We start from the raw sequence: 23,145 nt of genomic DNA, 5'->3' as shown, positions 1-23,145 counted from the left end.
GCGCTTGCCGCTCTGGGTCGCCATCACCGTCACCGCCGCGCTGTTCCAGACCTGGCGCACCGCCCTGCAACAGCGCCTGCGCGGGCAATTGTCGCTGAACGGCGCGGCTGTCGTGCGCTACCTCTACGGCGTGCCCTTCGGGCTGATGATCCTCGGCGGCTACTGGCTGCTGATGGGCAGCAGCTTCGGCGCGCCCAGCGCATACTTCTTCCTGCTCTGCGCGCTGGCCGGCATCACGCAGATCTTCGGCACAAACCTGCTGATCTCCTCCTTCGGGCCGCGCGGCTTCGCGGTCGGCACCGCCTATGCCAAGACCGAGGCGGTGCAGGCCTCCATCATCGCCGTCATCCTGCTGGGCGAGGTGCTGCCGCCGCTCTCCTGGGTGGGCATCGGCATCAGCGTCTTCGGCGTGATGTATCTCTCGCTGGCCGGCAAGGGGCTGCGCCTGCCCGACATCCTGCGCGCCACGCTGCAGCCGGCGGCGCTCTGCGGCATCGGCGCGGGCTTCTGCTTCGCCTTCACCGCCATCTGCGTGCGCAAGGCGAATTTCGAGCTGGAGGGGACGGACCCGGTGCTGAAGGCGCTGTTCTCCGTCGTCGTCACCAACACCATGCAGACCTGCATGCAGGGCGGATGGCTGCTGCTGCGCGAGCCCGCGCAGGTGATGGCGGTGTTTCGCTCCTGGCGCAGCTCGGCGCAGGTGGGCGCGCTCTCGGCGGCGGGGTCCTGCTGCTGGTTCATCGGTTTCGCCCTGGCCCCGGTGGCGCTGGTGCGCGCCGTGGGCCAGGTGGAGATCATCTTCACCCTGCTCTTCAGCCGCTTCTTCCTGGGCGAGAAGCTGAAGGCAAAGGACGTGACCGGCGCGCTGACGGTCGTGGCCGGCGTGGTGCTGGTGCTCGCCGGCAGTCTATAGTTGCGGCGCGGCCGCTAGGCGAAGAGCTTCAGCACCGCGGCGCGGTCCACCTCTTCCAGCCTGGCAGGCGTCCAGGCGGGCTTGCCGTCCTTGTCCACCAGCACGCTGCGCACGCCCTCGCGGAAATCCGGGTGGTCATGCACGACGGTGCGGGTGAGCTTCAGCTCCTCATCCAGGCACTGGCGCAGGTTCATGCCCGCACCGCGCTTCAGCAATTCGAGCGAAACGCTAAGGCTGGTGGGCGACATGCGGCGCAGGACCTTCACCTGCGCCTCGGCCCATTCACCGCCCGCCTTCTCCAGCGCGGCGATGATGCCGAGCACGCTGTCCTGCGCGAAGGCATGATCGATTAGCGCGCGGTGCGGCGCGAAGCTCGCCTCGGGCAGCGGGGCGGCGAAGCGCCCGATCACGCCGGCATCGCCGGTCTCGACCAGCGCGGCCCGCAGCGCCGCGAAGTTCTCCCGCAGCACGTAATGGGTGGCGAGGCCCGCATGCACGCAATCCGCGCCGGAAAGCCGCGCGCCGGTCAGCGCCAGCCAGGTGCCGAGCTTGCCCGGCAGGCGGGGCAGGATGTGGCTGGTGCCGACATCGGGGAAGAGCGCGATGGCCGTCTCGGGCATCGCCAGCAGCGCATGCTCGCTCACCACGCGCGGGCCGTTGTGGATGGCAAGGCCGATGCCGCCCCCCATGCAGACGCCATCAATCAGCGAGACCCAGGGCTTGGGGAAGAGGGCGATGCCCTCGTTCACCGCATATTCCTCGGTGAAGAAGGCCTCGACAGGCGCGCGGTCCCCCGCGACGGCGGCGGCCCGCACGGCCCGCACGTCGCCGCCGGCGCAGAAGGCCCGCCCGCCGGCGCCTTCCAGCAGAACGAGCTTCACGGCTGCGTCATCCTTCCATTGCGCGATGGCGGCGGCGAAATCCCGGATCATGCCGATATCCAGCGCGTTCAGCGACTTGGGGCGGTTCATCAGGATGGTGCCGGCATGGCCCTCGCGGTTCAGGATCAGGCTCGCTTCGGTCATGTTGCTTCCTCACTCATGCTGCTTCGGCGGTAGCGCGGGGGGGCGGGCCTGTCCAGCAGCCCGTGTGCCGAAAACCTTGCGGAACCCGTGCCATGCCATCAGGTTGTGCCGGTCACCCCCCGAGGAGGAAAATCCATGGCATTCATTCACCGCCGCGGCCTGATGCTGGGCGCCGCCGCCCTTGGCCTGGCTTCGCTGGCCGGCCGGGCCCAGGCCCAGGCACCCGCCGCCGCACCCGCAGCAGCCCCCGCAGCAGCCCCCGCAGCAGCCCCCACTGGCCCCTTCACCCTGGCGCCCCTGCCCTATGCCTTCGACGCCAACGAGGCCGCCATCGATGCGCGCACGATGGAGCTGCACTGGCGCTTCCACCATGGCGCGCAGGTAGCCAACCTGAACCGCGCGCTGGTGGGGCAGGACGCCTTCGCCGCCATGCAGCTGGACGAGCTGCTGATGAATCTCTCCCGCGTGCCGGATGCGGTGCGCGGCGCCATCCGCAACAATGGCGGCGGCCATGCCAACCACACCATGTTCTGGGAGATCATGGGCGGCCGCGGCGGCGAGCCGACGGGCGACCTGCTGGCCGCCATCAACCGTGACCTGGGCGGGATGACGGAGTTCCGCAACCGCTTCAACACCGCCAGCATGGGCGTCTTCGGCTCGGGCTGGGCCTTCGTGACGGTTACGCCTTCGGGCCAGCTCGCCATCGCCACCCGGCCCAACCAGGACAGCCCGCTGATGGACGGCCAGCGCGTGCTGATGGGCAATGACGTGTGGGAGCACGCCTATTACCTGCGCTACCAGAACCGCCGGAACGAGTATGTCTCGAGCTGGTGGAACATCCTCAACTGGGACAAGATCGCAGCGCGCTACGGTGCCGCGATGGCCGGCACGCTGCGGGTCTGAAAATGACGAGGGGGGCCTTGGCCCCCCTCGCCTTGCAGCGGGCCGGAAGGGCAGGTCAGCCCTTCTTCGCCTTGAAGGCCGTGAAGTGCGGCGCTTCCTTCACGATGCGGTTTTCCATCTTGATCAGCATGCCGCCCTCGGCCGCCGCCTTGAGATAGGCGCCCCAGGCCGGGTCCGCCGCCATCGCCGCGCGGCGCTGCTCGCGATCGCCCTGGTCCTTGTAGCCCCAGAGATGGACGACGGTGTTCAGCTCGCCCTCGATGGTGGTGTACCAGCCCAGGCAGTTCTCCAGATATTTGAGCTGGAGCGGCCAGGCCTTTTCCTCATAGAGCTTCACGAAATCCGCCATGCGGTTCGGCAGGCAGGTGTAGATGCGCAGGTCAACGATCATCGCGATTTCCTCCAGCGAGAACGCCGCATGATCCGCGAAATCCACGAAGGGGCATAGCACCCCCAACGCAAGAGGGGCGGCCCGCCCGCGCGATCCGCCCCCCGGAGCCTTCCGGTGGCTTCGCCACCGGGAGATGAACCCAACTCACACGCTCAGCGCCAACCCTGGGCCCCCACGAAGGCGCGCACGATTTCGTGGGGATGAAAGACGGGGTCCCCGCGCAAGCGCGAAGCGATTTCGCGGGGAACTACTGGATATCCACCGGAACGAGGTCCTGGAACCAGGATTGCGCGCTGGTGAAGCCCCGCACCCGGCGGTGCATCGCGCGCGGATTCAGGTCGTGCACGATGTAGAGCCAGGGCGGGTTGTCCACGAGGCGCGTATGCGCCCGCGCATAGGCCGCGTTGAACTCGCTCTCATTCGTCGCGCGCTCGAGTGCGGCGAAGGCCGTCTCGAACTCGGGGTCATTGAACTGCGGCCAGTTGAAGCCGTTGGGCGGCACGAAGGCCTGCAGGAAGTAGCGGGCCATCACGCTCGGGTCGCTCGAGGGCGAGGAGGGGTTGAGTGCCAGCGAACCCGCCAGCACCGGTGCACCCGGCGAGCTGCGCGTCGCCTGCAGCAGCGTGTTCCACTCCGTCACCTCGAAGGTGACGTTCACCCCGCAGGCCTGGCGCAGGTTCTGCTGCAGGAACTCGTTCATCGGCAGCGGCAGCATCTGGCCCGAGCCCGAGGTGGAGATCATCACCTTGAAGCTCAGCGGGCGCTGCGCGTTGAAGCCGGCCTCGGCCAGCAAAGCGCGGCCGCGCGCGGGGTCGAAGCTGTACCGGTTCTGCGGCGTGCCGAAATTCGGGTCATTGGGCTTGAGCCAGCCGACCGAGGGCTCGGCCGTGCCGTTCAACAGCTGCACCAGCCCCGCGCGGTCCACGCAGTAGTTCAGCCCCTGGCGGACGCGAACATCCCGGAAGGGCGTCTCGCCGCCCATCTGGAAGAACCAGGGCCAGACATGCGGGTAACTGCCCGTGGTGATGTTGAAACCCGCCTGCCGCAGCGAGGGGATGGCGTCCGGCGGCGGCACCTCGATCCAGTCCACCTGGCCCGAACGGAGGGCGGCGAGGCGCGTGGTGGCTTCCGGCATGGGCAGCAGCAGCACGCGGTCGAGGCGCGGGATGCGCGTGCGATCCCAATACTGGTCATTCTTGGACAGCTCGGCCGAGGTGCGGGGCACGAAGCGGCTCAGGCGGAAGGGTCCGGTGCCGGCCGGCGGCAGGGCCGCCACGCGCGCCCAGTCGCGCCCACCATCCTCGAAGCTCTTCGGCGAGGTGAAGAGGATATAGACCGCCATGTAGGGGAAGTAGGAGGCGACGCGGTTGGTGCGGAAGGCGATCGTCCGCTCATCCACCTTGCGGTAGCTCTCCATGATGGGGATGCGCGCGCGCGTGATGGCGCTTCCCTGCGCCTCGAATTGCGGCGACTGGTTGTTGAAGTAGCGCTCGAGGTTCCAGATCACCGCATCGGCGTTGAACGGCGTGCCGTCATGGAAGCGCACGCCCTCGCGCAGCGTGAAGAGCCAGGTCTGCGGGTCATTGGGGTCCTGGCGCCAGGATTCCGCGAGGCCGGGGCGCAGCCCGGCGGGCCGGTCGGCGCGCGAGAGATCCCAGAGGACGAGCCCTTCGAAGACCGGGTAGCCGAGGAAGCGCATGCCCTCGAAGCCGTTATTCGGCATGCCCGTCGTGGTCGGCACATCGGCCGCGGTCATGGCGATGCGCAGCGTCTTCAGCGGCGCCTGCTGCGCGACGGCGGGAAGCGCCATGAGGGTCGCGGCGATGCCGAGCCCCATGGCCTTGAGCGTGAATCTCATGAAGCCCCTCCTGGTTTTTGGACGGCGCATGCGACCAGCGGCAGCCACGCCGTGCAAGGGGAATTCCGCGGCCGTTCCGCCCCCAGGGTGCCGCCGCCTGGGCAGAAAAGCGGCAACCTGCCCTGGAAGCGGGGCCATCACCCCTCCAGCCGGTAATCCTTGAACTGGCGCTTCAGCTCCGCCTTCCAGAGCTTGCCGGTCGCGGTCATCGGCAGGGTCTCCACGAATTCCACCCGGTCGGGCATCCACCATTTGGCGATCTTGCCCTCCAGCACGGCCAGGATGCTCTCCGGCGTAGGGCTGGTGCCTGGCTTCTTCACCACCAGCAGCAGCGGGCGCTCATCCCATTTCGGGTGGTGCACGCCGATGGCCGCCGCCAGCGCGACATCCGGGTGGGCGAGGGCCAGGTTCTCCAGCGTGATGGAGCTGATCCATTCGCCGCCGGATTTGATGACATCCTTCGCGCGGTCCACGATCTCGACGGCGCCCAGCGCATCCTCCGTCACCACATCGCCGGTCGAGAACCAGCCATCGGCGCTGAAGGCGGGGTCATTGGGGTGGTTGAAGTAGCTGGCGGCGACCCAGTGGCCCTGCACCTCCAGCTCGCCGAAGGCCACCTCGTCCCGCGCGATGGGCTGACCCTGCGCATCGAGGATGCGGAAATCCACGCCGAAGGGCGGGCGGCCCTGCTTGCGGCTGTAGTCGAGCCAGCGCGCCTCGTCCCAATCCGCCGTCTCGGCCTTGCGGGAATTGAGCGCGCCCAACGGGCTCAGCTCCGTCATGCCCCAGGCGTGCAGGATGGGGATCCCGTATTCGCGCAGGAAGCCCGCCGTGATGGCGACCGGCAGCGCCGTGCCGCCCACGACGAGCCGCGGCGGCGCGGTGAATTTCCGCGCGGGGTCGGCGCGCAGCCAGGCCAGCAGCATGGTCCAGATGGTGGGCACGCCGGCCGAGAAGGTGACCTGCTCCTCCTCGAAGAGCTTGAACAGGCTGGCCGGGTCGAGCTTCGGGCCCGGCAGCACGAGGGAGGAGCCCGCCATGGCCGAGGCATAGGGGATGGACCAGGCGTTCACATGGAACATCGGCACCACCGGCATCGCGACATCGCGCGCCGCCAGCGCGAAGACATCGGGCTGGATGGCCGACATGGCGTGCAGCACCGTCGAGCGGTGGGAATAGAGCACGCCCTTGGGCATGCCCGTGGTGCCCGAGGTGTAGCAGAGCGAGGAGGCCGCGCGCTCCTCCAGCAGGGGCCAGGCATAGTCGCCATCCTCGGCCGCGGTCAGCGCCGCCTGGTCCAGCACCGGCACCGGCAGGTCGGGCCTGGGCGCCGGGCCCATCAGCACGACCGCGCGCAGCGAGGGCGGCAGGAGGTTCGCCACCGCCTGCACCGCCGGCAGCACCGAGGGGTCCACGAAGAGCACCACATCCTCGGCATCGGCGAGGATATAGGCGATCTGGTCGGCGAAGAGCCGCGGGTTCACCGTGTGCAGCACGGCGCCCATGCCGGAGACGGCGTAATACACTTCCAGATGCGCGCGGGAATTCCAGCTCATCGTCGCCACGCGGTCGCCGCGCCGCACGCCGAGCCGCGCCAGCGCCTGGGCCAGGCGCTTGGCGCCGTGCTCCACCTCCGGCCAGGTGCCGCGCGTGGCGGCGCCCTCGGGGTCCACCGAGACGATCTTCGCCCCGGCATGGTGCCGCGCCGCATGGCGCAGGATCGAGGAGACGAGGAGCGGGTGCTCCTGCATCAGGCCGAGCATGGTGATCCTCCCTGGTGGTTTCTTGGGAGGCATCCTGGCGCAAGCCGGCCCGCGCCGTCCATGGCGCGGGTGCGACCGGGGCTACCAGCCCAGGCGGCGCGGGTCCCCCGCCGGGGGCGGGGCGAAGGGGCGCGGATTGTTGGAGGGCGGAAGGTCGAAGCGGCGCGGGTCGTTCGGCGTCAGCTCGCGGTCCAGCACGATCTGGCCCGAGGTGGTCTGGTAGCCGCGCTGGAAGCTCGGCGGGCCGAAGGGCATGTCCGGCACGCCGGACGAACCGGGCGAGGTGTCCACCGAGCCGCAGGCGCCGAGCAGAAGCAGCAGGCCGAGCGGGAGAACGCGCATCATCATCACTCCGGTCGAATATTGGCGCTGCGGATCAGTTCGCCCCACATGGTGGTCTCCCGCGCCAGCAGGTCGCGCACGGATGCCGCATCGCCGGTGACGATGTCCACCCCCTGCTCGGCCATGCGGGACCTCAGGGTCGCATCTTCGGTGGCCGCGCGCAAAGCGGCGCCGAGCCGCGCCAGCACCGGCGCCGGCGTGCCGGCGGGCGCAAACAGGGCCTGCCAGAACACCGCCTCGAAGCCCGGTACGGCATCGGCCACCGGCGGCAGGTCGGGCACCAGGGCATTGCGCTCGCGCGAGGAGATGCCGAGGCCGCGCGTGCTGCCCTCGCGCATGGTGGGCAGGGCCTCCAGCAGGGCCTGGAACATCGCCTGGATGCGGCCGGCGCGCAGCTCCAGCAGGGCGGGGGCACCGCCGCGGAAGGGCACATGCACCACGTCGATGCCGGTGCGCGCCACCAGCAGCGCCTGGGCCAGGTGGTTCACCGCCCCCGTACCGCTCGATCCGAAATTCACGCGGCCGGGATTGGCACGGCAATAGGCGATGAACTCCTCCGTCGTGCGCGCCGGCACGGCAGGGTTCACATGCAGCGCGAAGGCGGTGCGGAACACCATGCCGACGGGCACCAGTTCGCGCATCGGCTCGCGGGGCGTGAGGTTGGGCTGAAGTGCCGGGTTGATGGCGAGGGTGGAGGTGCCCATCAGCAGCGTGTAGCCATCGGGCCGCGCCTGCGCGACATGCGTGTTGGCGACCGCGGTCGCCGCACCCACGCGATTCTCGATCACCACCGGCACGCCCAGCTCGCGCGCCATGCGCTCGGCTACGGCGCGGCTGGTCACATCCGTGACGCCGCCCGGCGCATAGCCGGAGGCGACGGCGAGCGCACGGCTCGGGAAGGCGTCCTGCGCGGCGGCGGCGAGGGGGACAAGGCCGGTGACGAGGGCGGGCGCGGCGAGCACGGCGCGGCGTGATGGCATGGGGAAATCCTCCGTTCTTCTTGGTTCGGGCGAGCGTCACATTTGCTTTGCCCAGGCGTCATCTGGATGCAACATAGACCGACTAAGCCGCGCCCCGGCAGATGGGATGAGGCCATGCTTGAGATCGAGGGTCTGACACGGCGCTTCGGGCGTGTGAAGGCGGTGGACGGCGTCAGCCTCACCGTGCCCGCGGGCCAGATGGTGGGCGTGATCGGCCGCTCCGGCGCGGGCAAGTCCACCCTGCTGCGCCTGATCAACCGCCTGGCCGAGCCCAGCGAGGGCCGCATCCGCTTCGAGGGGCGCGACGTGACGGCGCTGCAGGGCCGCGCCCTGCGCGACTGGCGCACCGGCTGCGCGATGATCTTCCAGCAGTTCAACCTGGTGCAACGCCTCGACGTGCTCACCAACGTGCTGATCGGGCGGCTGAACCACCGCCACGGTGTGATGGCGCGGCTGGGCTCGCTTTTCTGTCAGTTCTCGGCCGAGGAGCGCGCCATGGCGCTGGCCGCGCTCGAACGCTTCGACCTGCTCTCCACCGCGCTGCAACGCGCCGACACGCTCTCGGGCGGGCAGCAGCAGCGCGTCGCCATCTGCCGGGCGCTGATGCAGCAGCCGCGCCTGATCCTGGCCGATGAGCCGATCGCAAGCCTGGATCCGCGCAATGCGCGCACCGTGATGGATGCGCTCGCCGAGGTGAACCGGCGCGACGGGCTGACGGTGATGGTGAACCTGCATCACCTCGACACCGCCCGCGAATACTGCACGCGCGTTATCGCCATGCAGCAGGGCCGCGTCGTCTTCGACGGCGCACCCGCCGAACTGGATGCCGCGCGCATCACGCAGATCTACGGCATCACCGAGGCCGAGTTCCAGGCCGAGGCCGCCGCCGCCGTGAACGCCACGCCCGCCCCCGGCTTCGTGCCGCAGGTGGCGCTGGCCTGACCCACACCCAAGGAGAGATCCACCGATGATCAACCGCCGCTACCTCGGCGCGCTGGCGCTGGGCGCCAGCGTCGCGCCGCAGCTGGCCGCCGCGCAGCGCGCCGCCCCCGCGACCATGGCGCCCGAGGCCTCCGCAGGCCAGCGCATGCGCCGCACGCTCGACACCGACGTGACCATGCCCGAGCCCGGCCGCCGCGCCTGGGCCGCGCAGGTGCCGCAGATCCGCATCGGCCTCCTGGGCGGCGAGAACGAGGCCGACCGCATGGGCCGCTTCGGCGCCTACCAGAACCTGCTGCAGGAGACCTTCCAGCTCCCCGTCCGCCTCTTCGCCGCCAGCGACTACGCCGGCGTGCTCCAGGCCTTCTCCGCCGGGCAGATCGAGTTCGCGAGCATGGGCCCCTCCGTCTATGCCGGCACCTGGATCGACACCAATGGCGGCGTCGAGCCCCTGCTGGTGGCGGAGGAGCGCGATGGCTCCATCAGCTACATCGCGGTCATGGTGACGCGTGCCGACAGCGGCATCACCAACCTCGAGCAGATGCGCGGCCGCAGCCTGGCCTGAGCCGATGCCAATTCCACCTCGGGCTACCTGGTGCCGCGCTTCGCGCTGCGCCGGCAGGGCATCGGCGTGGAGAGCGGGCAGTATTTCGCGCGCACCGGCTTCGGCGGTGGGCATGAGCAGGCGGTCGTCGCCGTGCTGCAGCGGCAGTATGACGCTGCCGTGACCTGGGCCTCGGGCCAGGGCGACGTGAATGAAGGCTTCACCCGCGGCAACCTGCGCGCGATGGTGGACAAGGGCATGCTGAACATGCGCGACCTGCGGATCATCTGGCAGAGCGAGCCCATCATCAACGGCCCGATCACCATGCGGACCAACCTGCCGCGCGCCTTCCGCGACGACATCGTGAACTTCCATCTCGCGCTGCCGAAGACGCACCCCACGATCTACCAGCAGATCGAGCGCGGCGGCGGCACGGGCTATCGCGAGGTGACGCATGCGCAGTTCCAGTTCCTGGTGGACATGCGCCGCGAGGAAGCCGCCGAGCGGAGAAGAAGGTCCTAAGTCTCGCCCTCAGACGCTGGGCGCGCCGGCCGCCGTGCGGCCGGATTCCGCGATGGAGTGTGTGATGACCAGTGGTACTCTGCATCGTCGCGCCCTGCTCGGCGGCGCGGCCCTTCTGCCCCTCGCCGCGCAGGCCCAGCCCGGGCCCGCATGGCGCCCGCGCCGCTCGGCCGAGGGTCCGCACCCCATGCCCGAGCCAGGCCGCCGCGCCTGGGCCGAGCAGGTGCCGGCCATCCGGGTTGGCCTGATGGGCGGCGAGAACGAGGCGGATCGCCTCGGCCGCTTCGACGGCCTGCGCCGTCTGCTGGAGGAGACCTTCCGCGTCCCCGTCCGCCTCATGCCGGCCAGCGATTATGCGGGCGTGATGCAGGCGCTCTCCGCCCGGCAGATCGAGTTCGCCGCGCTCGGCCCCTCCATCTACGCCGCCGCCTGGATCGACACGAATGGCGGCGTGGAGCCGATCCTCACCATCGAGCAGATCGACGGCTCCACCAGCTATGTCTCCGTCATGCTGGTCCGCGCCGACAGCGGCATCACGAATCTCGAGCAGATGCGCGGCCGCAGCCTGGCCTGGGCGGATCCCAACTCCGCCTCCGGCTACCTCATCCCGCGCTTCGAGCTGCGGCGCGCCGGCGTGGGCGTGGAGCCGGGGCAGTTCTTCGGCCGCACCGGCTTCGGCGGCGGGCATGAGCAGGCGGTGGTCGCGATGCTGCAGCGGCAATACGACGCGGCGATGACCTGGGCCTCCGGCGTGGGCGAGATCAACGAGGGATTCAGCCGCGGCAACACGCGCGCCATGGTCGAGAAGGGCATGCTCCGCATGTCCGACGTGCGGATCATCTGGCAATCGCGCCCCATCCAGAACGGGCCCATCACCATGCGCACCGACCTCCCTGCGGAATTCCGCGAGGACATCATCCGCTTCTACCTCGCCCTGCCCCAGGCCAATCCCGCCGTCTTCGAACAGATCGGCCGCGGCACCGGCGCCGGCTTCCGCGAGGTGCGCCATGCCGACTACGAGGTCTTCGTCGAGATGCGGCGCGAGGAAGCCGCCGCGCGGCGGCGGCGCTCCTGATGCCCTCGCCCGCCGTCGCGGCGCAGGAGGCCGCCTTCCGTGACCTGCGCCGCCAGCGCCGCCAGGCCACGCTGCTCGGCCTGCTGATCCTGGCCGCCTGCCTGTTGCTCGCCGCCTGGACCAGCGAGTTCTACCCCGCCTCGCTGGCCGCCGGCGTGCCGCGCATCGGCGAATACTTCGCCCGCATCACGCCGGCGCTGGAGTGGGACAAGCTCTTCGCCGGCGTGGACACCGAAGGCAGCCTCGCCTTCTGGTTCTACCGCCTGGACGCCTGGGCGCTGCTGCTCTTCGAGACGGCGCAGATGGCGGCACTCGCCACGCTGGCCGGCGCCGTCGTCGCACTGCTGCTGGCCTTCCCGGCGGCCAAGAACAGCGGGGCGCCGGCCTGGGCCTACCAGCTGTCCCGCCGCTTCCTGGAAGCGACGCGCACCGTGCCGGAGATCGTCTTCGCGCTCATCTTCGTCTGGGCCTTCGGCGTGGGCGCCCTGGCCGGCATCCTCGCCATCGCGCTCCACACGGCGGGCGCGCTCGGCAAGCTCTTCGCGGATGCAATGGAGAATGTGGAGATGCGCCCCTGGGATGGCGTGCGCGCCGCGGGCGGCACCTGGAGCGAGGCCTGCCGCTTCGCCCTCCTGCCCGCCGCCCTGCCCGACCTGCTCAGCTACGCGATGCTGCGCTTCGAGATCAATCTGCGCTCCGCCAGCGTCATCGGCTTCGTCGGCGCGGGCGGCATCGGCGAGGAGCTCTACAAGGTGATCTCCTTCAACTACTACGAGGAGATCAGCGCCATCCTGCTCCTCATCATCCTCTCGGTGATGGTGATCGACATGCTCTCCGAACGTCTCCGCCGCCGTGTCATCGAGGCCGTGGCATGAGCGCACGCATGCCCCCCGCCGAGGTCGCCGCCTGGCAGGCCCGCATGCCGCGCGCCTTCGGCCCCACGCCCCAGGGCCGCGCGCTGCGCTGGCTGGGTGGCCTTGCCTTCCTCGCCTGGCTGATCGGCACGCTCTGGTGGTTCGACGTCTCGCCCCGGCGCATGTGGAACGGGCTGGAGGGGCTGCTCGTCATCACCCGGCTGATGATCCCGCCCTCGCCCGGCGAGCAATGGGTGGAGATCCTGCAGGGCCTGGCCGAGAGCCTGGCCATGGCCTTCCTTGGCACCTTCATCGCGGCCCTGATCGCCGTCCCGCTCGGTTTCCTCGGCGCCAACAACGTCGTCACGAACACGCTGTTCCGCTTCTCGCTGCGCCGCGTCTTCGACGGCTTCCGCGGGGTGGACCAGCTGATCTGGGCGCTGGCCTATGTGCGCGCGGTGGGGCTGGGCCCGCTCGCCGGCGTGCTGGCCATCGCGACGGCCGACATCGCCGTGCTGGCCAAGCTCTATGCCGAGGCGATCGAGAATGCCGAGAAGAAGCAGGCCGAGGGGATCGCCGCGGCCGGCGGCTCGCCCACGCTGATCATGCGCTTCGGCCTGCTGCCGCAGGTGGCGCCCGTCATGCTGGGCCATGCGCTTTATTTCTTCGAGAGCAACACCCGCTCGGCCACCATCCTCGGCGTCGTCGGCGCGGGCGGCATCGGGCTGCAGATCGCCGAGCGGATCCGCGTCCGCCATTGGGACGAGGTGGCCTTCATCATCATCCTGATGGTGCTGATGGTGGCCGCCATCGACTGGCTCTCGGGCCGGCTCCGCCGGCGGCTGATCGGCGCCCGCTGAACCGGGCTGGAGCGAGGTTGCAACGCGTGGCATAGAAGGGCCGCGCGGGCGTGCCGGAATGGTAGACGGAAGGGTCTTAAAAACCCTCGGCCGCAAGGCCGTGCGGGTTCGAGCCCCGCCGCCCGCAAGCCTCTCCCCGGGCCGTCATTCCAGCACCCAGCCCGGCCGCAGCGTGATCTCGGCGCGGGTGCAGATATTGATGTTCCGCGCCTCCTCCGCATTGCCATTGTCGAAGACGATCCGCAGGTCGGCCTCGCAGGGGATGTCGCTCATCAGTTCGCGCCGCTCGCCGGACGCCATGGGCCGCTCGCCCAGCTGGTTCTCGCCCCAGTCGCTGTCCTGCACGGCGGAGAGATAGACCTCGCGCACCGCGCGGCCATGCGCGTGCACCAGCGTGACGCGCCGCGCCGGGGCGAAAGCGATGGGCTCGCCCCCGCAGATATCCACCTCCGTGCGCTCCTCCACCGGGTTGTCGGCGAAGACGGCGCGCAGCCGCATGCGGCAAGCGGGGTTCCGGATACGCAGCAGGAAGCTCTGGCCGGGATTGAGCACCGTCGCACCCAGCCGGTCGGCGCCCCAGGCCTCGCCCGTGGTGGCGTAGAGTTCGCGCAGCACGCGGCGCGTGCGGTTGGCCACGGTCACCTCGCGCAGCGGCACCGAGGCATCGCCGAAGACGATGCGCGGGCTGGCGCAGAGGTCCACCTGCTGCCGCGTCTCGGCCGGGGCGCCGCGGAAGACGGCGCGCGCCTCGAAGCGGCATTCCGTCTCGCCGCGCAGGCGGAGGTTGAAGCTGTCGCTGCCCGGCACGGTCGCGGCACCCAGCCGGTCCGGCCCCACCACGCCGGGGCGCGCGAGGAAGAGCTGCATCAGCTCCACATCCGTGTTGTTCACCACCTCGACCGCGCGGGTGTTGCGGTCATCCAGCACCAGTTCCCGCTGGGTGCAGACCTCCACGCCGCTGCGCATCTCGGCGCTGCCATCCTCGAAGACGGCGCGCATCTCCATCTGGCAGGGGCCACGGCCGAGGCGCAGCGCGAAGCTGGCGCCGGGGCGGACCACATCGGCACCCAGGCGGTCCGGCCCGGTTTCGCGCGGCGGGCCGTTCCAGAGATAGAGCTCGCGCAGCACGCTCTCCGAGTTGTTGCGCAGCAGGATGTTCCTGTCCTGCGCCGCAGGCGCCTGCGGCCGCGCGGGCTTGTCGGCTGGCTGCGCGAAGACGGGAGAGCCGGCCAGGAGGAAGACCAGCAGCATGCGGCGCAGGGGAAGCGTCATCGCGGAATGACCCGGGCGGTCACGGGCGTGCCTGCCTCGATCACAAGCTCGCCCGCGCCGCAAAGCTGGACCAGCCGGATCCTCTGCTCGCTGCCGTCGGCAAAGACGGCGCGCAGGGAGACGCCGCACTGCCCCATGCCCAGCGTCAATTGGCGCCCGCCGCCAGCGGGCAACGCCTGGCCACCGAGCCGTTCCTCGCCCTCCGCCGTAAAGCCCTGATTCCAGAGAAAGAACTGACTGATGGGCAGGGTCGTCGCGTTGCGGAGCGTCACCGTGCCAAGGTCGTAGAACGGCGGGGCGAGCGGCGCCGGAGGGGCGAATTGCGCTGCGGCGGGAAAGGCCAGGAGCAGCAGGAGGGGCCAGATCTTCATGCGGGCGGCAACAGGATGACGCGCGCCCCGGCGCGGCGGTCCACGCCCCGCCGCTCGCGCTCCGTCGTGAAGCCGCGCGTGCGTGCCTCGGCCCGGATGCGGTCGCGCTCGATGCCGAGCTGCGAGAGCTGCTGTGCCACCGCGCGGGCCCGCCGGGCGGCCAGGCGGCTCGCCGTCTGCGCGCCACCTTCGGGCGAGGCGGCGAAGCCCAGCACGCAGATGTTGCGGTCCAGCATCGTCTTCGCTTCCTCGGCCAGCGGCACGAGGGCGGCACTGGCCTCCGGCGTCAGCCGGTCGGCCCCGCGGGCAAAATCCACCGAGAGGGCGCCGTCCTGCAGCTGCTCGGCGCCGACGCAGGAGAAGTCGCGCAGCTGGGCCAGCGCGGGGGAGGAAACCAGCATGAGGATGGCGAGGAGGCGGATCATGTGGCGGCCAGCAGCCCGGCCTCGCGCAGGCGGCCGAGCAGCGCGGCCGCCTCCACCGCCGGATGGGCGCGCTTCAGCTCAGCCTCGGTGATGTCGGGGCGGGCGAGCAGCCATTGCGCCGCCTCGGCCTCGGCCGGGTTCAGCGGCATCGTTCCGGCCGCGGCCTTCAGCACCCATTCGGCGCCACGCCGCACGGGGCGCGCGCCGCCCGGGATGACGCGGAAGGCGCCGCCATCGCCCGCATCCTCGCCACCCGCGGCGGGGGCGGCCATGCCGCGCCAGGCGAGCAGGTCATTGCCGCCGCGGTGGAAGCGGAAGTCGGCCACATATTGCTCCAGCACCGCCATCACCTTGGGGTCCTTTGCGAGTTCGGCGACGCGCGCGCCCAACTGCCCGGCGCGCTGCGTCAGGGCGAATTTCGCGGCCGCGCTGCCATCCTGCCGCGGCAGGGGCTGGCGGAAGACGGCCTCATACAGCACGCGCTCCAGCAGGATGTTCATCACATCCATCCCGTTCGGCGCATGCGCGCCATAGGCCACGTGCACGCTGGCCGGCGCCTCGGCCAAGGCGTCGTGATACCAGCCCCGCGGCAGGTAGAGCAGGTCGCCCGGCTTCATCAGGATCTTCGCGCGCAGCTTGCCCTTGTGCTGCTCGTGATGCGCCTGGTCCTGGCTGCGCCAGAGCGGATGGCTGATCGGCCATTCCGCCCGGCCCTCCCAGATGTTCCAGTATTTCTCGCCCTCCACCTGCACGGCCCAGACGTCATGCGTGTCGTAATGGGCGGGGAAGGCCTTGTGGCTCTGCCAGGAGATGTAGACATTGGCCTGTGCCTTCCCCAGGCCCGCGCTCTCGATCGCGTGGCTGACGGAGGCGAGGCCGGGCGTCAGGCTGTCCACATCGTTCATCACGATGCTGGCGCCCTTCTGCACCCATTCGCGCACGCGCTCGGTCACCGGCTGCATGAGCTGGGTGTTCGAATCGCGGCCCGTGGCGCGGGTGCAGTATTGCTCGGCCGGTATGGGCTTGCCGTCCAGCACGAGCTGGAGCGAGTGGCTGGACCAGGCATGCGTCATGTCCAGCAGCCGGTTGATCTGCCGCCAGGAGAAGACGGCGGCGAATTTCGCCGGGTCGCCCTTCAGGTGGAGGGGCTGCCGGTCATGGTATTCGGCGAAGAACTGCTCGACCGGCATGGGCGCGAGCAATTGGGCGAGCGTCATTGTCATGGGCGAAAACCTAACCCAACCGGATGCGGCATGCCACGCCCGTGCGGCCGATCCCCGCACGCCATGCTTGCGCCCGGGGGGCGGAAAGCCGGAAGCTGCCCCCTCAAGGAAGGACGCCATGCCAGAAGCCCCGATGAGCCAGTCGCCGGATTCCGTGCGGGAGGAGGTGCTGCGCGCCGCCCGCGAGGGTCTGCCACCCGCCGCCGCCGCCCTGCTGCCGGCGCTGCACGCCGCCATCCCGACCGCGGAACTCGCCGCCCGCCCGCCCGAATCGCTGCGCGAGGCCGCCGCCTCCCTCGCCGCCCTGGCCGCCCGGCGCGCCCCCGGCGAGGCGAAGCTGCGCCTGACGCCCCCCGGCTCGGGCCGGGGCGCGCATGGCGTGGCCGAGATCATCGTGGGGGACATGCCCTTCCTGGTGGATTCCGTCCTCGCCGCCCTCACGCGCCAGGGCCGCGTGGTGCGCGAGTTCCTCCACCCCGTCCTGCCGGTCACGCGCGATGCCACGGGCGCGCTGCTGGCCCTGGGCGAGGGCGAGGCGCGCGAGAGCATGATGCGCGTCACCATCGGCGCCAGCGCGGGGCATCTCCTGCCGGGGATGGAGCCCCAGGGGCCGCATCACGGCTGGCCGGAGGTGGAGGCCGCCCTCGCCCGCGCGCTGCATGACGTGGGCGTCGCCGTCCGCGACTTCCCGGCCATGATGGCCCTGCTGAACCAGGCCGATTCGGAGATGCAAGGCGAGGCGGAGGACGGCGAGTTCCTGGCCTGGCTGCGCGAGGACAATTTCGTCCTGCTCGGCCATCGCCACCTGGTGGTCGAGGGCGGCGAGGTCCGGGTCCTGGAGGCCGAGAATCTCGGCCTGCTGGCGGACCCTGCCCTGCCCGTCTTCGACGCGCTGGCCGCCCTCCCCGCCCTGCCCGAGCGCGCGCGCGCCGCCTTCGCGGCGCCGCATGCCGTCACCGTCGCCAAGGCCAACATGCGCAGCACGGTCCACCGGCCGCAGCATGCCGACGTGATCGCGACGCGCATTCAGGATCCGGCCGGCCGCGTGACCGGCGTGCGCCTCTTCCTCGGCCTCTTCGCCGCCGCCGCCTACAACCGCAACCCGCGCTCCATCCCGCTGCTGCGCGGCAAGGTGGAGCGCATCCTCGCCACCGCCGGCGTCTCGCCCTACAGCCATGACGGCCGCGCGCTGCGCAACATCCTCGACACCTGGCCGCGCGACGAACTCTTCCAGGCGAGCGAGGCGGAAATCCTGGAAGGGGCGCGCATCGCGCTCGACCTCTCCATCCGCCCGCGGCCCGCGCTGTTCTTCCGGCCCGACCCGTTCGGCCGCTTCGTCTCCGTCATCGCCTGGCTGCCGCGCGAGGGCTTCGACACGCGGCTGCGCTCGCGCGTGGGCGAGATGCTGGCGCGCGCGCATGGCGGGCGGCTTTCGGCCTTCTACATCGCGCTCGGCGATGCGCCGCTCGCGCGGGTGCACTACATCATCGGCACCGATCCCGGCACCGCCCTGGTCCCCGACCACGCCGCGCTGGAGGCCGCCGTCGCCCAGGCCGCGCGCAGCTTCGGCGACCGGCTGACCGACGTGCTGGTGGAGGAGCGCGGCGAGGCCGCGGCCGGCGCCGCCCTCGCGCAATGGCGCGATGCCTTCCCGCCCAGCTACCGCGAGACCGAGACGCCCGGCCAGGCCGTGGCGGACCTCTCGCTGGCGGAGGAAGCCCTGGCCAGCGGGAGGATCGAGGCGGCGGTGCAGCAGCCGCCCGGCTGCCCGCCGCAGCGCATCATCCTGCGTCTCGCCGTGCCCGGCCATGCGCTGGCCCTGGCCGATGCGCTGCCGCTCTTCGAGAGCCTCGACCTGCGCGCGCTGGAGGAGGTGCCGCACCGCCTCTCGCCGCAGGGGGCGGCCAGCGTCTCGCTGCATGTCTTCACGCTGGATGCCGGCACCCCTTTCCGCGCCGAGCGCGCGGCGGCGCTGCTCGCCGCGCTCGAGGCCCTGCTCGCCGGCGAGGTGGAGGCGGATGGCTTCAACCGGCTGGTGCTGCGCGCCGGCCTCGACTGGCGGGAATGCTGGCTGCTGCGCGCCATGTATCGCTGGCTGAAGCAGGTGGGCTTCCCCTTCGCGCAGGAAAGCGTGACGGCCGCGCTGGCCGCCCAGCCCGAGGCGGCACGCCTGCTGGTGGATCTGTTCCACGCCCGCTTCCGCCCCGATTCGCCGGGCGATGAGGCCGCCCTGGACGCCGCCTGGACCACCCTGCTCGACCAGGTGGCCGATCCCGACACGGACCGCATCCTGCAGCGGCTGCGCGCGCTGCTGGACGGCATGCTCCGCACCAATTTCTACCAGGGCAAGCCCTACCTCGCCTTCAAGCTGGATTCCGCGCTGGCGGGCGAGATGCCCAATCCGCGCCCCTGGCGCGAGATCTTCGTCCATAGCGCCAGCATGGAGGGCTGCCACCTGCGCGCCGGTCCCGTGGCGCGCGGCGGCATTCGGTGGTCCGACCGGCGGGAGGATTTCCGCACCGAGATCCTGGGGCTGATGAAGGCGCAGCGCCTCAAGAACGTCGTCATCGTGCCGACCGGCGCCAAGGGCGGCTTCGTGCTGAAGGGCCATGTGCCGACGGATCGCGAGGGCTTCCAGGCCACCGGCATCGCCGCCTATCGCACGCTGGTGCGCGGCATGCTCGACCTGACCGACAATCTGCACGGCACGGAGGTGGTCACCGCGCCCGGCATCCGCCGCCGTGACGGCGACGACCCCTATATCGTGGCAGCGGCCGACAAGGGCACGGCCACCTTCAGCGACATCGCGAACGGGCTCTCCGCCGAATACGGCTTCTGGCTGGGCGATGCCTTCGCCTCCGGCGGCTCGGCCGGCTATGACCACAAGGCCATGGGCATCACCGCGCGCGGCGCCTGGGTGATGATCGAGCGGCATTTCGTGGAGACGCTGGGCCGCTCCATCCATGACGCGCCCTTCACGGTCGCGGGCGTGGGCGACATGTCGGGCGACGTGTTCGGGAACGGGCTGCTGATCTCGAAGCAGGCGAAGCTCGTCGCCGCCTTCGACCACCGGCACATCTTCCTCGACCCCGATCCCGATCCGGCGCGCAGCCATGCCGAGCGCGCGCGCCTCTTCGCGCTGCCGCGTTCCTCCTGGGCGGATTACGACGCCTCGCTCATCTCGGCAGGTGGCGGCGTCTTTGCGCGCAACCTCAAGACCATCCCGCTGAGCGCGCAAGCACGCACGCTGCTCGGCATCACCGCCGAGCGCGCGGAACCGGCGGTCGTGCTCCAGGCCATCCTGAAGCTCGACACGGACCTGCTCTATTTCGGCGGCATCGGCACCTATGTGAAGGCCAGCACCGAGACCCAGGCCGAGGCGGGGGACCGCGCCAATGACGCGATCCGCGTGGATGGCCGCGACATCCGCGCCCGCGTGGTGGGCGAGGGCGCCAATCTCGGCGTGACGCAGGCGGGCCGCATCGAGGCCTCCCGCGCGGGTGCGCGCATCAACACCGATGCGCTGGACAATTCAGCCGGCGTCAGCACCTCCGACCATGAGGTGAACATCAAGATCCTGCTCGCCGATGCCGAGGCCTCGGGCGTCATGACGCGCCGCCAGCGCGACGAATTGCTGGAGAGCATGACGGATGAGGTCGCGGCCCTGGTGCTGCGCGACAACCACCTGCAATCCGTCGCCGTCACGCTCGAGACGCGGATGGGGGCCGCCGCGATGCCCGCCCAGGCCGCGCTGATGGCGCGGCTGGAGGCGGAAGGCCTGCTCGATCGTGCCCAGGCCGGCCTGCCCGACGCCGCCACCATGGCGGCCCGCGCCAAGTCGGGCGATGCGCTGACGCGGCCCGAGATCGTGGCGCTGCTGCCCTTCGCCAAGCTCTGGCTGGGCGAGGTGATCCTCGCCTCGCCCCTGCCGGATGAGCCGGTCTTCGCGCCGCTGCTCACCGCCTATTTCCCGACCGCCCTGCAGGCGCCGGGCTTCGCCGACTTCATGGCGCGGCACCGCCTGCGGCGGGACCTGATCGCCACCGCTCTCGCCAACATGGTGGTGAACCGCCTGGGCTGCGCGGGCCTCGCGCGGCTCGTCGCCGGCGCCGAGCCGGCCGAGGTGGTGGCGGCGACCTGGCTCGCGGCCGAGCTCTTCGGGCTGGAGGCGCGCTTCGAGGCGGCCGAGGCCGCAGCACCCGGCCCGCGCCTCACCGCGCAGGCCGTGCTGCGCGAGCTGCTGGAGGCGGCGGCGGTGGAACTCCTGCCCGCCACCCGCGCCGGTCTGGAGCCTGCCATGGCGAACCTCGCCATCGGCGTCACCGCGCTGAGCGAGGCGGCCATGGCCGAGGCGGCCGAGGACCCGGCCCTGCCCGCGGGCCTGGGCCGTTTCGTGGCCGCCGCACCGCGCCTCGCCGCGGCACCTGCCATCGTGCGGCTGGCGGCGCAGAGCGGTGCCGGCGCCGCCGCCGCCGCGCGCGCCTGGGCCGAGGTGGGCGCGGCCTGCCAGCTCGATGCGCTGGCCGAGGCGGCGCGACGCATGTCCGCCCCCGGCGCCTATGGCGACCGCGCGCGGGCCGCGCTGCTGGCCGATCTCCGCGCCACGCAGTTCCGGCTCGCCGCGCAGCGCCTGGCCGGCGCCAGCGCCACCCTGCCCGAGGCACTGCGCCCCGTGCTGGCGGATGCGGCGATGCAGGGCGACCTCGCCGCCGTCACTGTCGCGGTGCGTGCCCTGGCAGCGGGCGCGTGACGCGCCGCGAATGGGCCTGGGCGAGCTATGACTGGGCCAACAGCGCCTTCCCGACGGTGGTCTCCACCTTCGTCATCGCCGCCTATTTCACCCGGGGCATCGCGCCCGATCCGGTGACCGGGCAGGTGATGTGGGGCTGGATGCAGGCGCTGGTGGGGCTTGCCATCGGGCTGCTCTCGCCCTTGCTCGGCGCCATCGCGGATGCGGGCGGGCGGCGGCGGCTGATGCTGCTGCTCTGCACGCTGCTGACGGCCTTCTTCACCGCCGGGATCTGGTTCGCGAAGCCCGAGCCCGGCTACGCCGCCTGGGCGCTGCTCTGCGTGGCGCTGGGCACGCTCTGCTTCGAGCTGGGCACCGTCTTCTACAACGCCATGCTGCCCGATGCGACGACGCGCGAGCGTCTGGGCCGCGTGTCGGGCATCGGCTGGGCGTTGGGCTATGCGGGGGGCCTCGCCTGCCTCGTGCTCTGCCTCGCGCTGCTGGTGCAGCCCAACCCCTCGCCCTTCGGGCTGGATCGTGACGCGGCCGAGCATGTGCGGGCCACGGCGCTGCTGGTGGCGGCCTGGCTGCTGCTTTTCGCCTGGCCCGTGCTGGTCTTCCTGCCCTCCACCCAGGGCCCGCGCACGCCGCTGCGGCAGGCGGCGACGGAGGGCATCGCCGACCTGCTGCGCCTGCTGCGCGGCCTGCCGAAGCAGAAGCTGATCGGCCGCTTCCTGCTGGCGCGGCTGTTCTACACGGATGGCCTGAACGTGCTCTTCGCCTTCGGCGCGATCTACGCGGCGGGCGTCTTCGGCATGGGGTTCGAGGAGATCCTGCTCTTCGGCATCGCGCTGAACGTGACGGGCGGCATCGGCGCGGCGCTGGGCGGCTGGGTGGAGGAGCGGCTGGGTGCCCGCGCCACCATCCTCACCGCTCTGGTCGCGCTGATGGCGATCGGCGGCGGGATGCTGCTGGTGGAGAGCAAGGCCGCCTTCTGGGTGCTCGGCGTGCTGCTCGGCCTCTTCTTCGGCCCTGCCCAGGCGGCGAGCCGCAGCCTGATGGCCCAGGTGGCGCCACCGGGCGAGATCGCCGCCTATTTCGGCCTCTTCGCCCTCTCCGGCCGCGCCACGGGCTTCCTCGGCCCCGCCGCGCTGGCGCTGGTGACGGATGTCACGAACAGCCAGCGCGCCGGGATGGCCGTCGTGCTGCTGCTGCTGGGCGTGGGGGCCGCCATCCTCGCCACGCTGCCGCGGGCGCGGGATGGCTGAACCTCAGAGGTGCTTCGCGAAGAAGGAAAGCGTGCGCTCCTGCGCCACCTCGGCGTCCTTGGGCACGTAGCTGCCCCGCTCCTCGCAGCCGAAGCCATGGCCCGCACCCTGGTAGACGAAGACCTCCACTTCCGGCCGCGCCGCCTGGATGGCGCTGACATCGGTGAGCGGGATGGACCCGTCCACTTCGCCGAAATGCAGTTGCACGGGGCAGCGCGGCGCCTCGTCCTTCGCCGCCACGATGCCGCCGCCATACCAGCCGACGGCCGCCTTGAAGGCCGAGCTGCGGACCGCGCCATGCCAGGAGACGGTGCCGCCCCAGCAATAGCCGACGATGCCGCGCGGCAGCCCGGCCGGCAGCGCCCCGGCGGCGGCCAGGATGTCCAGCAGCGTCAGCTGCTCATCGATCTGGCTCCGCAGCGTGCGGCCCCGCGTCACGTCATCGCCCGTGTAGCCCAGCTCCACGCCACGCTCCGTGCGGTCGAACAGGGCGGGGCAGATCACGGCATAGCCGGCGGCGGCGAAGCTGTCGGCCACGCGGCGCATATGGCGGTTCACGCCGAAGATCTCCTGGACGATGACAAGTCCGGCCTTGGCATCGGCCGGCCCGGCGCGATAGGCGGCCAGGCTGTGGCCATCGGCGGCGGTGAGCGTGATCTGCATGGACGAATCTCCCGGGGGTGATGCTAGATTCCCAGCATGGGCGAGGTCGTGAATCTTCGGAAGTGGCGCCGCGCGCGGGAGAAGGCGGAGGCCGAGGCGCAGGCCGCCGCCAACCGCGCCGCCTTCGGCCGCACCAAGGCCGAGAAGCAGCGCGCGGCCACGGAAGCCGCCCAGCGCGACGCCCTGCTCGAGGGCAGCCGGATGGATACTCCCGAAAAGCCCTGA

20 protein-coding genes, 1 tRNA gene and 1 pseudogene are annotated in these 23,145 nt (G+C 71.1%); 11 read left to right on the top strand and 11 right to left on the bottom strand.

Features of this window, described 5'->3' with window-relative positions:
* The first annotated feature begins 4 nt into the window (after positions 1–4).
* Positions 5–913, top strand: coding sequence for an EamA family transporter (locus tag R9Z33_RS03520; RefSeq protein ID WP_318649926.1), 909 nt, complete (start codon positions 5–7; stop codon positions 911–913).
* 14 nt (positions 914–927) lie between these two features.
* On the opposite strand, the gene R9Z33_RS03515 is transcribed toward R9Z33_RS03520, so the two are convergent.
* Positions 928–1,938 carry an enoyl-CoA hydratase/isomerase family protein gene (locus tag R9Z33_RS03515; RefSeq protein WP_318649925.1) on the bottom strand — a complete coding sequence of 337 codons (1,011 nt, stop codon included), beginning with the start codon at positions 1,936–1,938 and terminating at the stop codon, positions 928–930.
* Between the two features lie 135 nt (positions 1,939–2,073).
* Between R9Z33_RS03515 and R9Z33_RS03510 the strand changes: the two genes are divergently transcribed.
* Positions 2,074–2,841 (top strand): superoxide dismutase, encoded by a 768-nt coding sequence (locus R9Z33_RS03510; protein ID WP_318649924.1) that lies wholly within the window; start codon positions 2,074–2,076, stop codon positions 2,839–2,841.
* Positions 2,842–2,896: 55 nt separating this feature from the next.
* Here R9Z33_RS03510 and R9Z33_RS03505 read toward each other — a convergent pair whose 3' ends face one another.
* The 5 genes from R9Z33_RS03505 to R9Z33_RS03485 form a co-directional block, all read right to left on the bottom strand.
* Positions 2,897–3,232, bottom strand: coding sequence for an NIPSNAP family protein (locus tag R9Z33_RS03505; RefSeq protein ID WP_318649923.1), 336 nt, complete (start codon positions 3,230–3,232; stop codon positions 2,897–2,899).
* 247 nt (positions 3,233–3,479) lie between these two features.
* Positions 3,480–5,090: an ABC transporter substrate-binding protein gene (locus R9Z33_RS03500; RefSeq protein WP_318649922.1), complete on the bottom strand. Its 1,611-nt coding sequence runs from the start codon at positions 5,088–5,090 to the stop codon at positions 3,480–3,482.
* 137 nt (positions 5,091–5,227) lie between these two features.
* On the bottom strand, positions 5,228–6,853 hold the full coding sequence (locus tag R9Z33_RS03495) for a long-chain-fatty-acid--CoA ligase (protein WP_318649921.1): 1,626 nt from the start codon (positions 6,851–6,853) through the stop codon (positions 5,228–5,230).
* 81 nt (positions 6,854–6,934) lie between these two features.
* On the bottom strand, positions 6,935–7,198 hold the full coding sequence (locus R9Z33_RS03490) for a hypothetical protein (RefSeq protein ID WP_318649920.1): 264 nt from the start codon (positions 7,196–7,198) through the stop codon (positions 6,935–6,937).
* A gap of 2 nt (positions 7,199–7,200) precedes the next feature.
* Positions 7,201–8,175, bottom strand: coding sequence for a Bug family tripartite tricarboxylate transporter substrate binding protein (locus R9Z33_RS03485; protein ID WP_318649919.1), 975 nt, complete (start codon positions 8,173–8,175; stop codon positions 7,201–7,203).
* A gap of 114 nt (positions 8,176–8,289) precedes the next feature.
* Here R9Z33_RS03485 and phnC point away from each other — a divergent pair, with 114 nt between their 5' ends.
* From phnC to R9Z33_RS03455, 6 genes and pseudogenes are all read left to right on the top strand, one after another.
* The gene (gene phnC / locus R9Z33_RS03480) at positions 8,290–9,117 is read left to right on the top strand and encodes a phosphonate ABC transporter ATP-binding protein (protein ID WP_318649918.1); all 828 of its coding nucleotides are present in this window, start codon (positions 8,290–8,292) and stop codon (positions 9,115–9,117) included.
* A gap of 25 nt (positions 9,118–9,142) precedes the next feature.
* Positions 9,143–10,180: pseudogene (gene phnD, locus R9Z33_RS03475) on the top strand (phosphate/phosphite/phosphonate ABC transporter substrate-binding protein).
* A gap of 64 nt (positions 10,181–10,244) precedes the next feature.
* The gene (gene phnD / locus R9Z33_RS03470; RefSeq protein ID WP_318649917.1) at positions 10,245–11,255 is read left to right on the top strand and encodes a phosphate/phosphite/phosphonate ABC transporter substrate-binding protein; all 1,011 of its coding nucleotides are present in this window, start codon (positions 10,245–10,247) and stop codon (positions 11,253–11,255) included.
* Positions 11,255–12,130 carry a phosphonate ABC transporter, permease protein PhnE gene (phnE, locus tag R9Z33_RS03465; RefSeq protein ID WP_318649916.1) on the top strand — a complete coding sequence of 292 codons (876 nt, stop codon included), beginning with the start codon at positions 11,255–11,257 and terminating at the stop codon, positions 12,128–12,130. Before phnD (R9Z33_RS03470) ends, phnE (R9Z33_RS03465) begins: the two co-directional genes overlap by 1 nt.
* Entirely contained in the window at positions 12,127–12,969 is an 843-nt protein-coding gene (gene phnE / locus R9Z33_RS03460) for a phosphonate ABC transporter, permease protein PhnE (protein WP_318649915.1), read from the top strand. The genes phnE (R9Z33_RS03465) and phnE (R9Z33_RS03460) overlap by 4 nt, the downstream gene beginning before the upstream one ends.
* A gap of 44 nt (positions 12,970–13,013) precedes the next feature.
* A tRNA-Leu gene (locus R9Z33_RS03455) sits at positions 13,014–13,096 on the top strand.
* Positions 13,097–13,113: 17 nt separating this feature from the next.
* Here the strand turns inward: R9Z33_RS03455 and R9Z33_RS03450 are convergent.
* The 4 genes from R9Z33_RS03450 to R9Z33_RS03435 are packed head-to-tail and all read right to left on the bottom strand — an operon-like array spanning position 13,114 to position 16,260.
* Positions 13,114–14,241 (bottom strand): hypothetical protein, encoded by a 1,128-nt coding sequence (locus R9Z33_RS03450; RefSeq protein ID WP_318649914.1) that lies wholly within the window; start codon positions 14,239–14,241, stop codon positions 13,114–13,116.
* On the bottom strand, positions 14,238–14,612 hold the full coding sequence (locus R9Z33_RS03445; protein WP_318649913.1) for a hypothetical protein: 375 nt from the start codon (positions 14,610–14,612) through the stop codon (positions 14,238–14,240). The genes R9Z33_RS03450 and R9Z33_RS03445 overlap by 4 nt, the downstream gene beginning before the upstream one ends.
* The gene (locus R9Z33_RS03440) at positions 14,609–15,037 is read right to left on the bottom strand and encodes an OmpA family protein (protein WP_318649912.1); all 429 of its coding nucleotides are present in this window, start codon (positions 15,035–15,037) and stop codon (positions 14,609–14,611) included. Before R9Z33_RS03440 ends, R9Z33_RS03445 begins: the two co-directional genes overlap by 4 nt.
* Positions 15,034–16,260, bottom strand: coding sequence for a cupin domain-containing protein (locus R9Z33_RS03435; protein ID WP_318649911.1), 1,227 nt, complete (start codon positions 16,258–16,260; stop codon positions 15,034–15,036). The genes R9Z33_RS03440 and R9Z33_RS03435 overlap by 4 nt, the downstream gene beginning before the upstream one ends.
* Before the next feature lie 118 nt (positions 16,261–16,378).
* On the opposite strand from R9Z33_RS03435, the gene R9Z33_RS03430 reads away from it, so the two are divergent.
* Together R9Z33_RS03430 and R9Z33_RS03425 are read left to right on the top strand one after the other, a co-directional pair.
* On the top strand, positions 16,379–21,010 hold the full coding sequence (locus R9Z33_RS03430) for an NAD-glutamate dehydrogenase domain-containing protein (protein WP_318649910.1): 4,632 nt from the start codon (positions 16,379–16,381) through the stop codon (positions 21,008–21,010).
* Positions 21,007–22,257 carry an MFS transporter gene (locus R9Z33_RS03425; protein ID WP_318649909.1) on the top strand — a complete coding sequence of 417 codons (1,251 nt, stop codon included), beginning with the start codon at positions 21,007–21,009 and terminating at the stop codon, positions 22,255–22,257. Before R9Z33_RS03430 ends, R9Z33_RS03425 begins: the two co-directional genes overlap by 4 nt.
* Positions 22,258–22,260: 3 nt before the next feature.
* Here R9Z33_RS03425 and R9Z33_RS03420 read toward each other — a convergent pair whose 3' ends face one another.
* Entirely contained in the window at positions 22,261–22,920 is a 660-nt protein-coding gene (locus R9Z33_RS03420) for a dienelactone hydrolase family protein (RefSeq protein WP_318649908.1), read from the bottom strand.
* A 36-nt stretch (positions 22,921–22,956) separates the two neighbouring features.
* Between R9Z33_RS03420 and R9Z33_RS03415 the strand changes: the two genes are divergently transcribed.
* Complete coding sequence (locus tag R9Z33_RS03415) at positions 22,957–23,145, top strand: DUF4169 family protein (protein WP_318649907.1); 189 nt, start codon at positions 22,957–22,959, stop codon at positions 23,143–23,145.

It is taken from the genome of Sediminicoccus rosea (assembly GCF_033547095.1).
Classification (GTDB): Bacteria; Pseudomonadota; Alphaproteobacteria; order Acetobacterales; family Acetobacteraceae; genus Roseococcus; species Roseococcus rosea.
The sequence above is the reverse complement of the archived record's forward strand: the minus strand, read 5'-3'. Positions and strand labels throughout refer to the sequence as shown.

Excerpts from the sequence above, each read along its gene's own strand:
- R9Z33_RS03510 (WP_318649924.1), top strand. The coding sequence starts at position 2,074 with ATGGCATTCATTCACCGCCGCGGCCTGATGCTGGGCGCCGCCGCCCTT.
- R9Z33_RS03505 (WP_318649923.1), bottom strand. The coding sequence starts at position 3,232 with ATGATCGTTGACCTGCGCATCTACACCTGCCTGCCGAACCGCATGGCG.
- R9Z33_RS03485 (WP_318649919.1), bottom strand. The coding sequence starts at position 8,175 with ATGCCATCACGCCGCGCCGTGCTCGCCGCGCCCGCCCTCGTCACCGGC.
- R9Z33_RS03440 (WP_318649912.1), bottom strand. The coding sequence starts at position 15,037 with ATGATCCGCCTCCTCGCCATCCTCATGCTGGTTTCCTCCCCCGCGCTG.
- R9Z33_RS03495 (WP_318649921.1), bottom strand. The coding sequence starts at position 6,853 with ATGCTCGGCCTGATGCAGGAGCACCCGCTCCTCGTCTCCTCGATCCTG.
- phnE (WP_318649915.1), top strand. The coding sequence starts at position 12,127 with ATGAGCGCACGCATGCCCCCCGCCGAGGTCGCCGCCTGGCAGGCCCGC.
- R9Z33_RS03415 (WP_318649907.1), top strand. The coding sequence starts at position 22,957 with ATGGGCGAGGTCGTGAATCTTCGGAAGTGGCGCCGCGCGCGGGAGAAG.
- phnC (WP_318649918.1), top strand. The coding sequence starts at position 8,290 with ATGCTTGAGATCGAGGGTCTGACACGGCGCTTCGGGCGTGTGAAGGCG.
- R9Z33_RS03515 (WP_318649925.1), bottom strand. The coding sequence starts at position 1,938 with ATGACCGAAGCGAGCCTGATCCTGAACCGCGAGGGCCATGCCGGCACC.
- R9Z33_RS03450 (WP_318649914.1), bottom strand. The coding sequence starts at position 14,241 with ATGACGCTTCCCCTGCGCCGCATGCTGCTGGTCTTCCTCCTGGCCGGC.
- R9Z33_RS03500 (WP_318649922.1), bottom strand. The coding sequence starts at position 5,090 with ATGAGATTCACGCTCAAGGCCATGGGGCTCGGCATCGCCGCGACCCTC.
- R9Z33_RS03445 (WP_318649913.1), bottom strand. The coding sequence starts at position 14,612 with ATGAAGATCTGGCCCCTCCTGCTGCTCCTGGCCTTTCCCGCCGCAGCG.
- phnD (WP_318649917.1), top strand. The coding sequence starts at position 10,245 with ATGACCAGTGGTACTCTGCATCGTCGCGCCCTGCTCGGCGGCGCGGCC.
- R9Z33_RS03435 (WP_318649911.1), bottom strand. The coding sequence starts at position 16,260 with ATGACAATGACGCTCGCCCAATTGCTCGCGCCCATGCCGGTCGAGCAG.
- phnE (WP_318649916.1), top strand. The coding sequence starts at position 11,255 with ATGCCCTCGCCCGCCGTCGCGGCGCAGGAGGCCGCCTTCCGTGACCTG.
- R9Z33_RS03420 (WP_318649908.1), bottom strand. The coding sequence starts at position 22,920 with ATGCAGATCACGCTCACCGCCGCCGATGGCCACAGCCTGGCCGCCTAT.
- R9Z33_RS03490 (WP_318649920.1), bottom strand. The coding sequence starts at position 7,198 with ATGATGCGCGTTCTCCCGCTCGGCCTGCTGCTTCTGCTCGGCGCCTGC.
- R9Z33_RS03430 (WP_318649910.1), top strand. The coding sequence starts at position 16,379 with ATGCCAGAAGCCCCGATGAGCCAGTCGCCGGATTCCGTGCGGGAGGAG.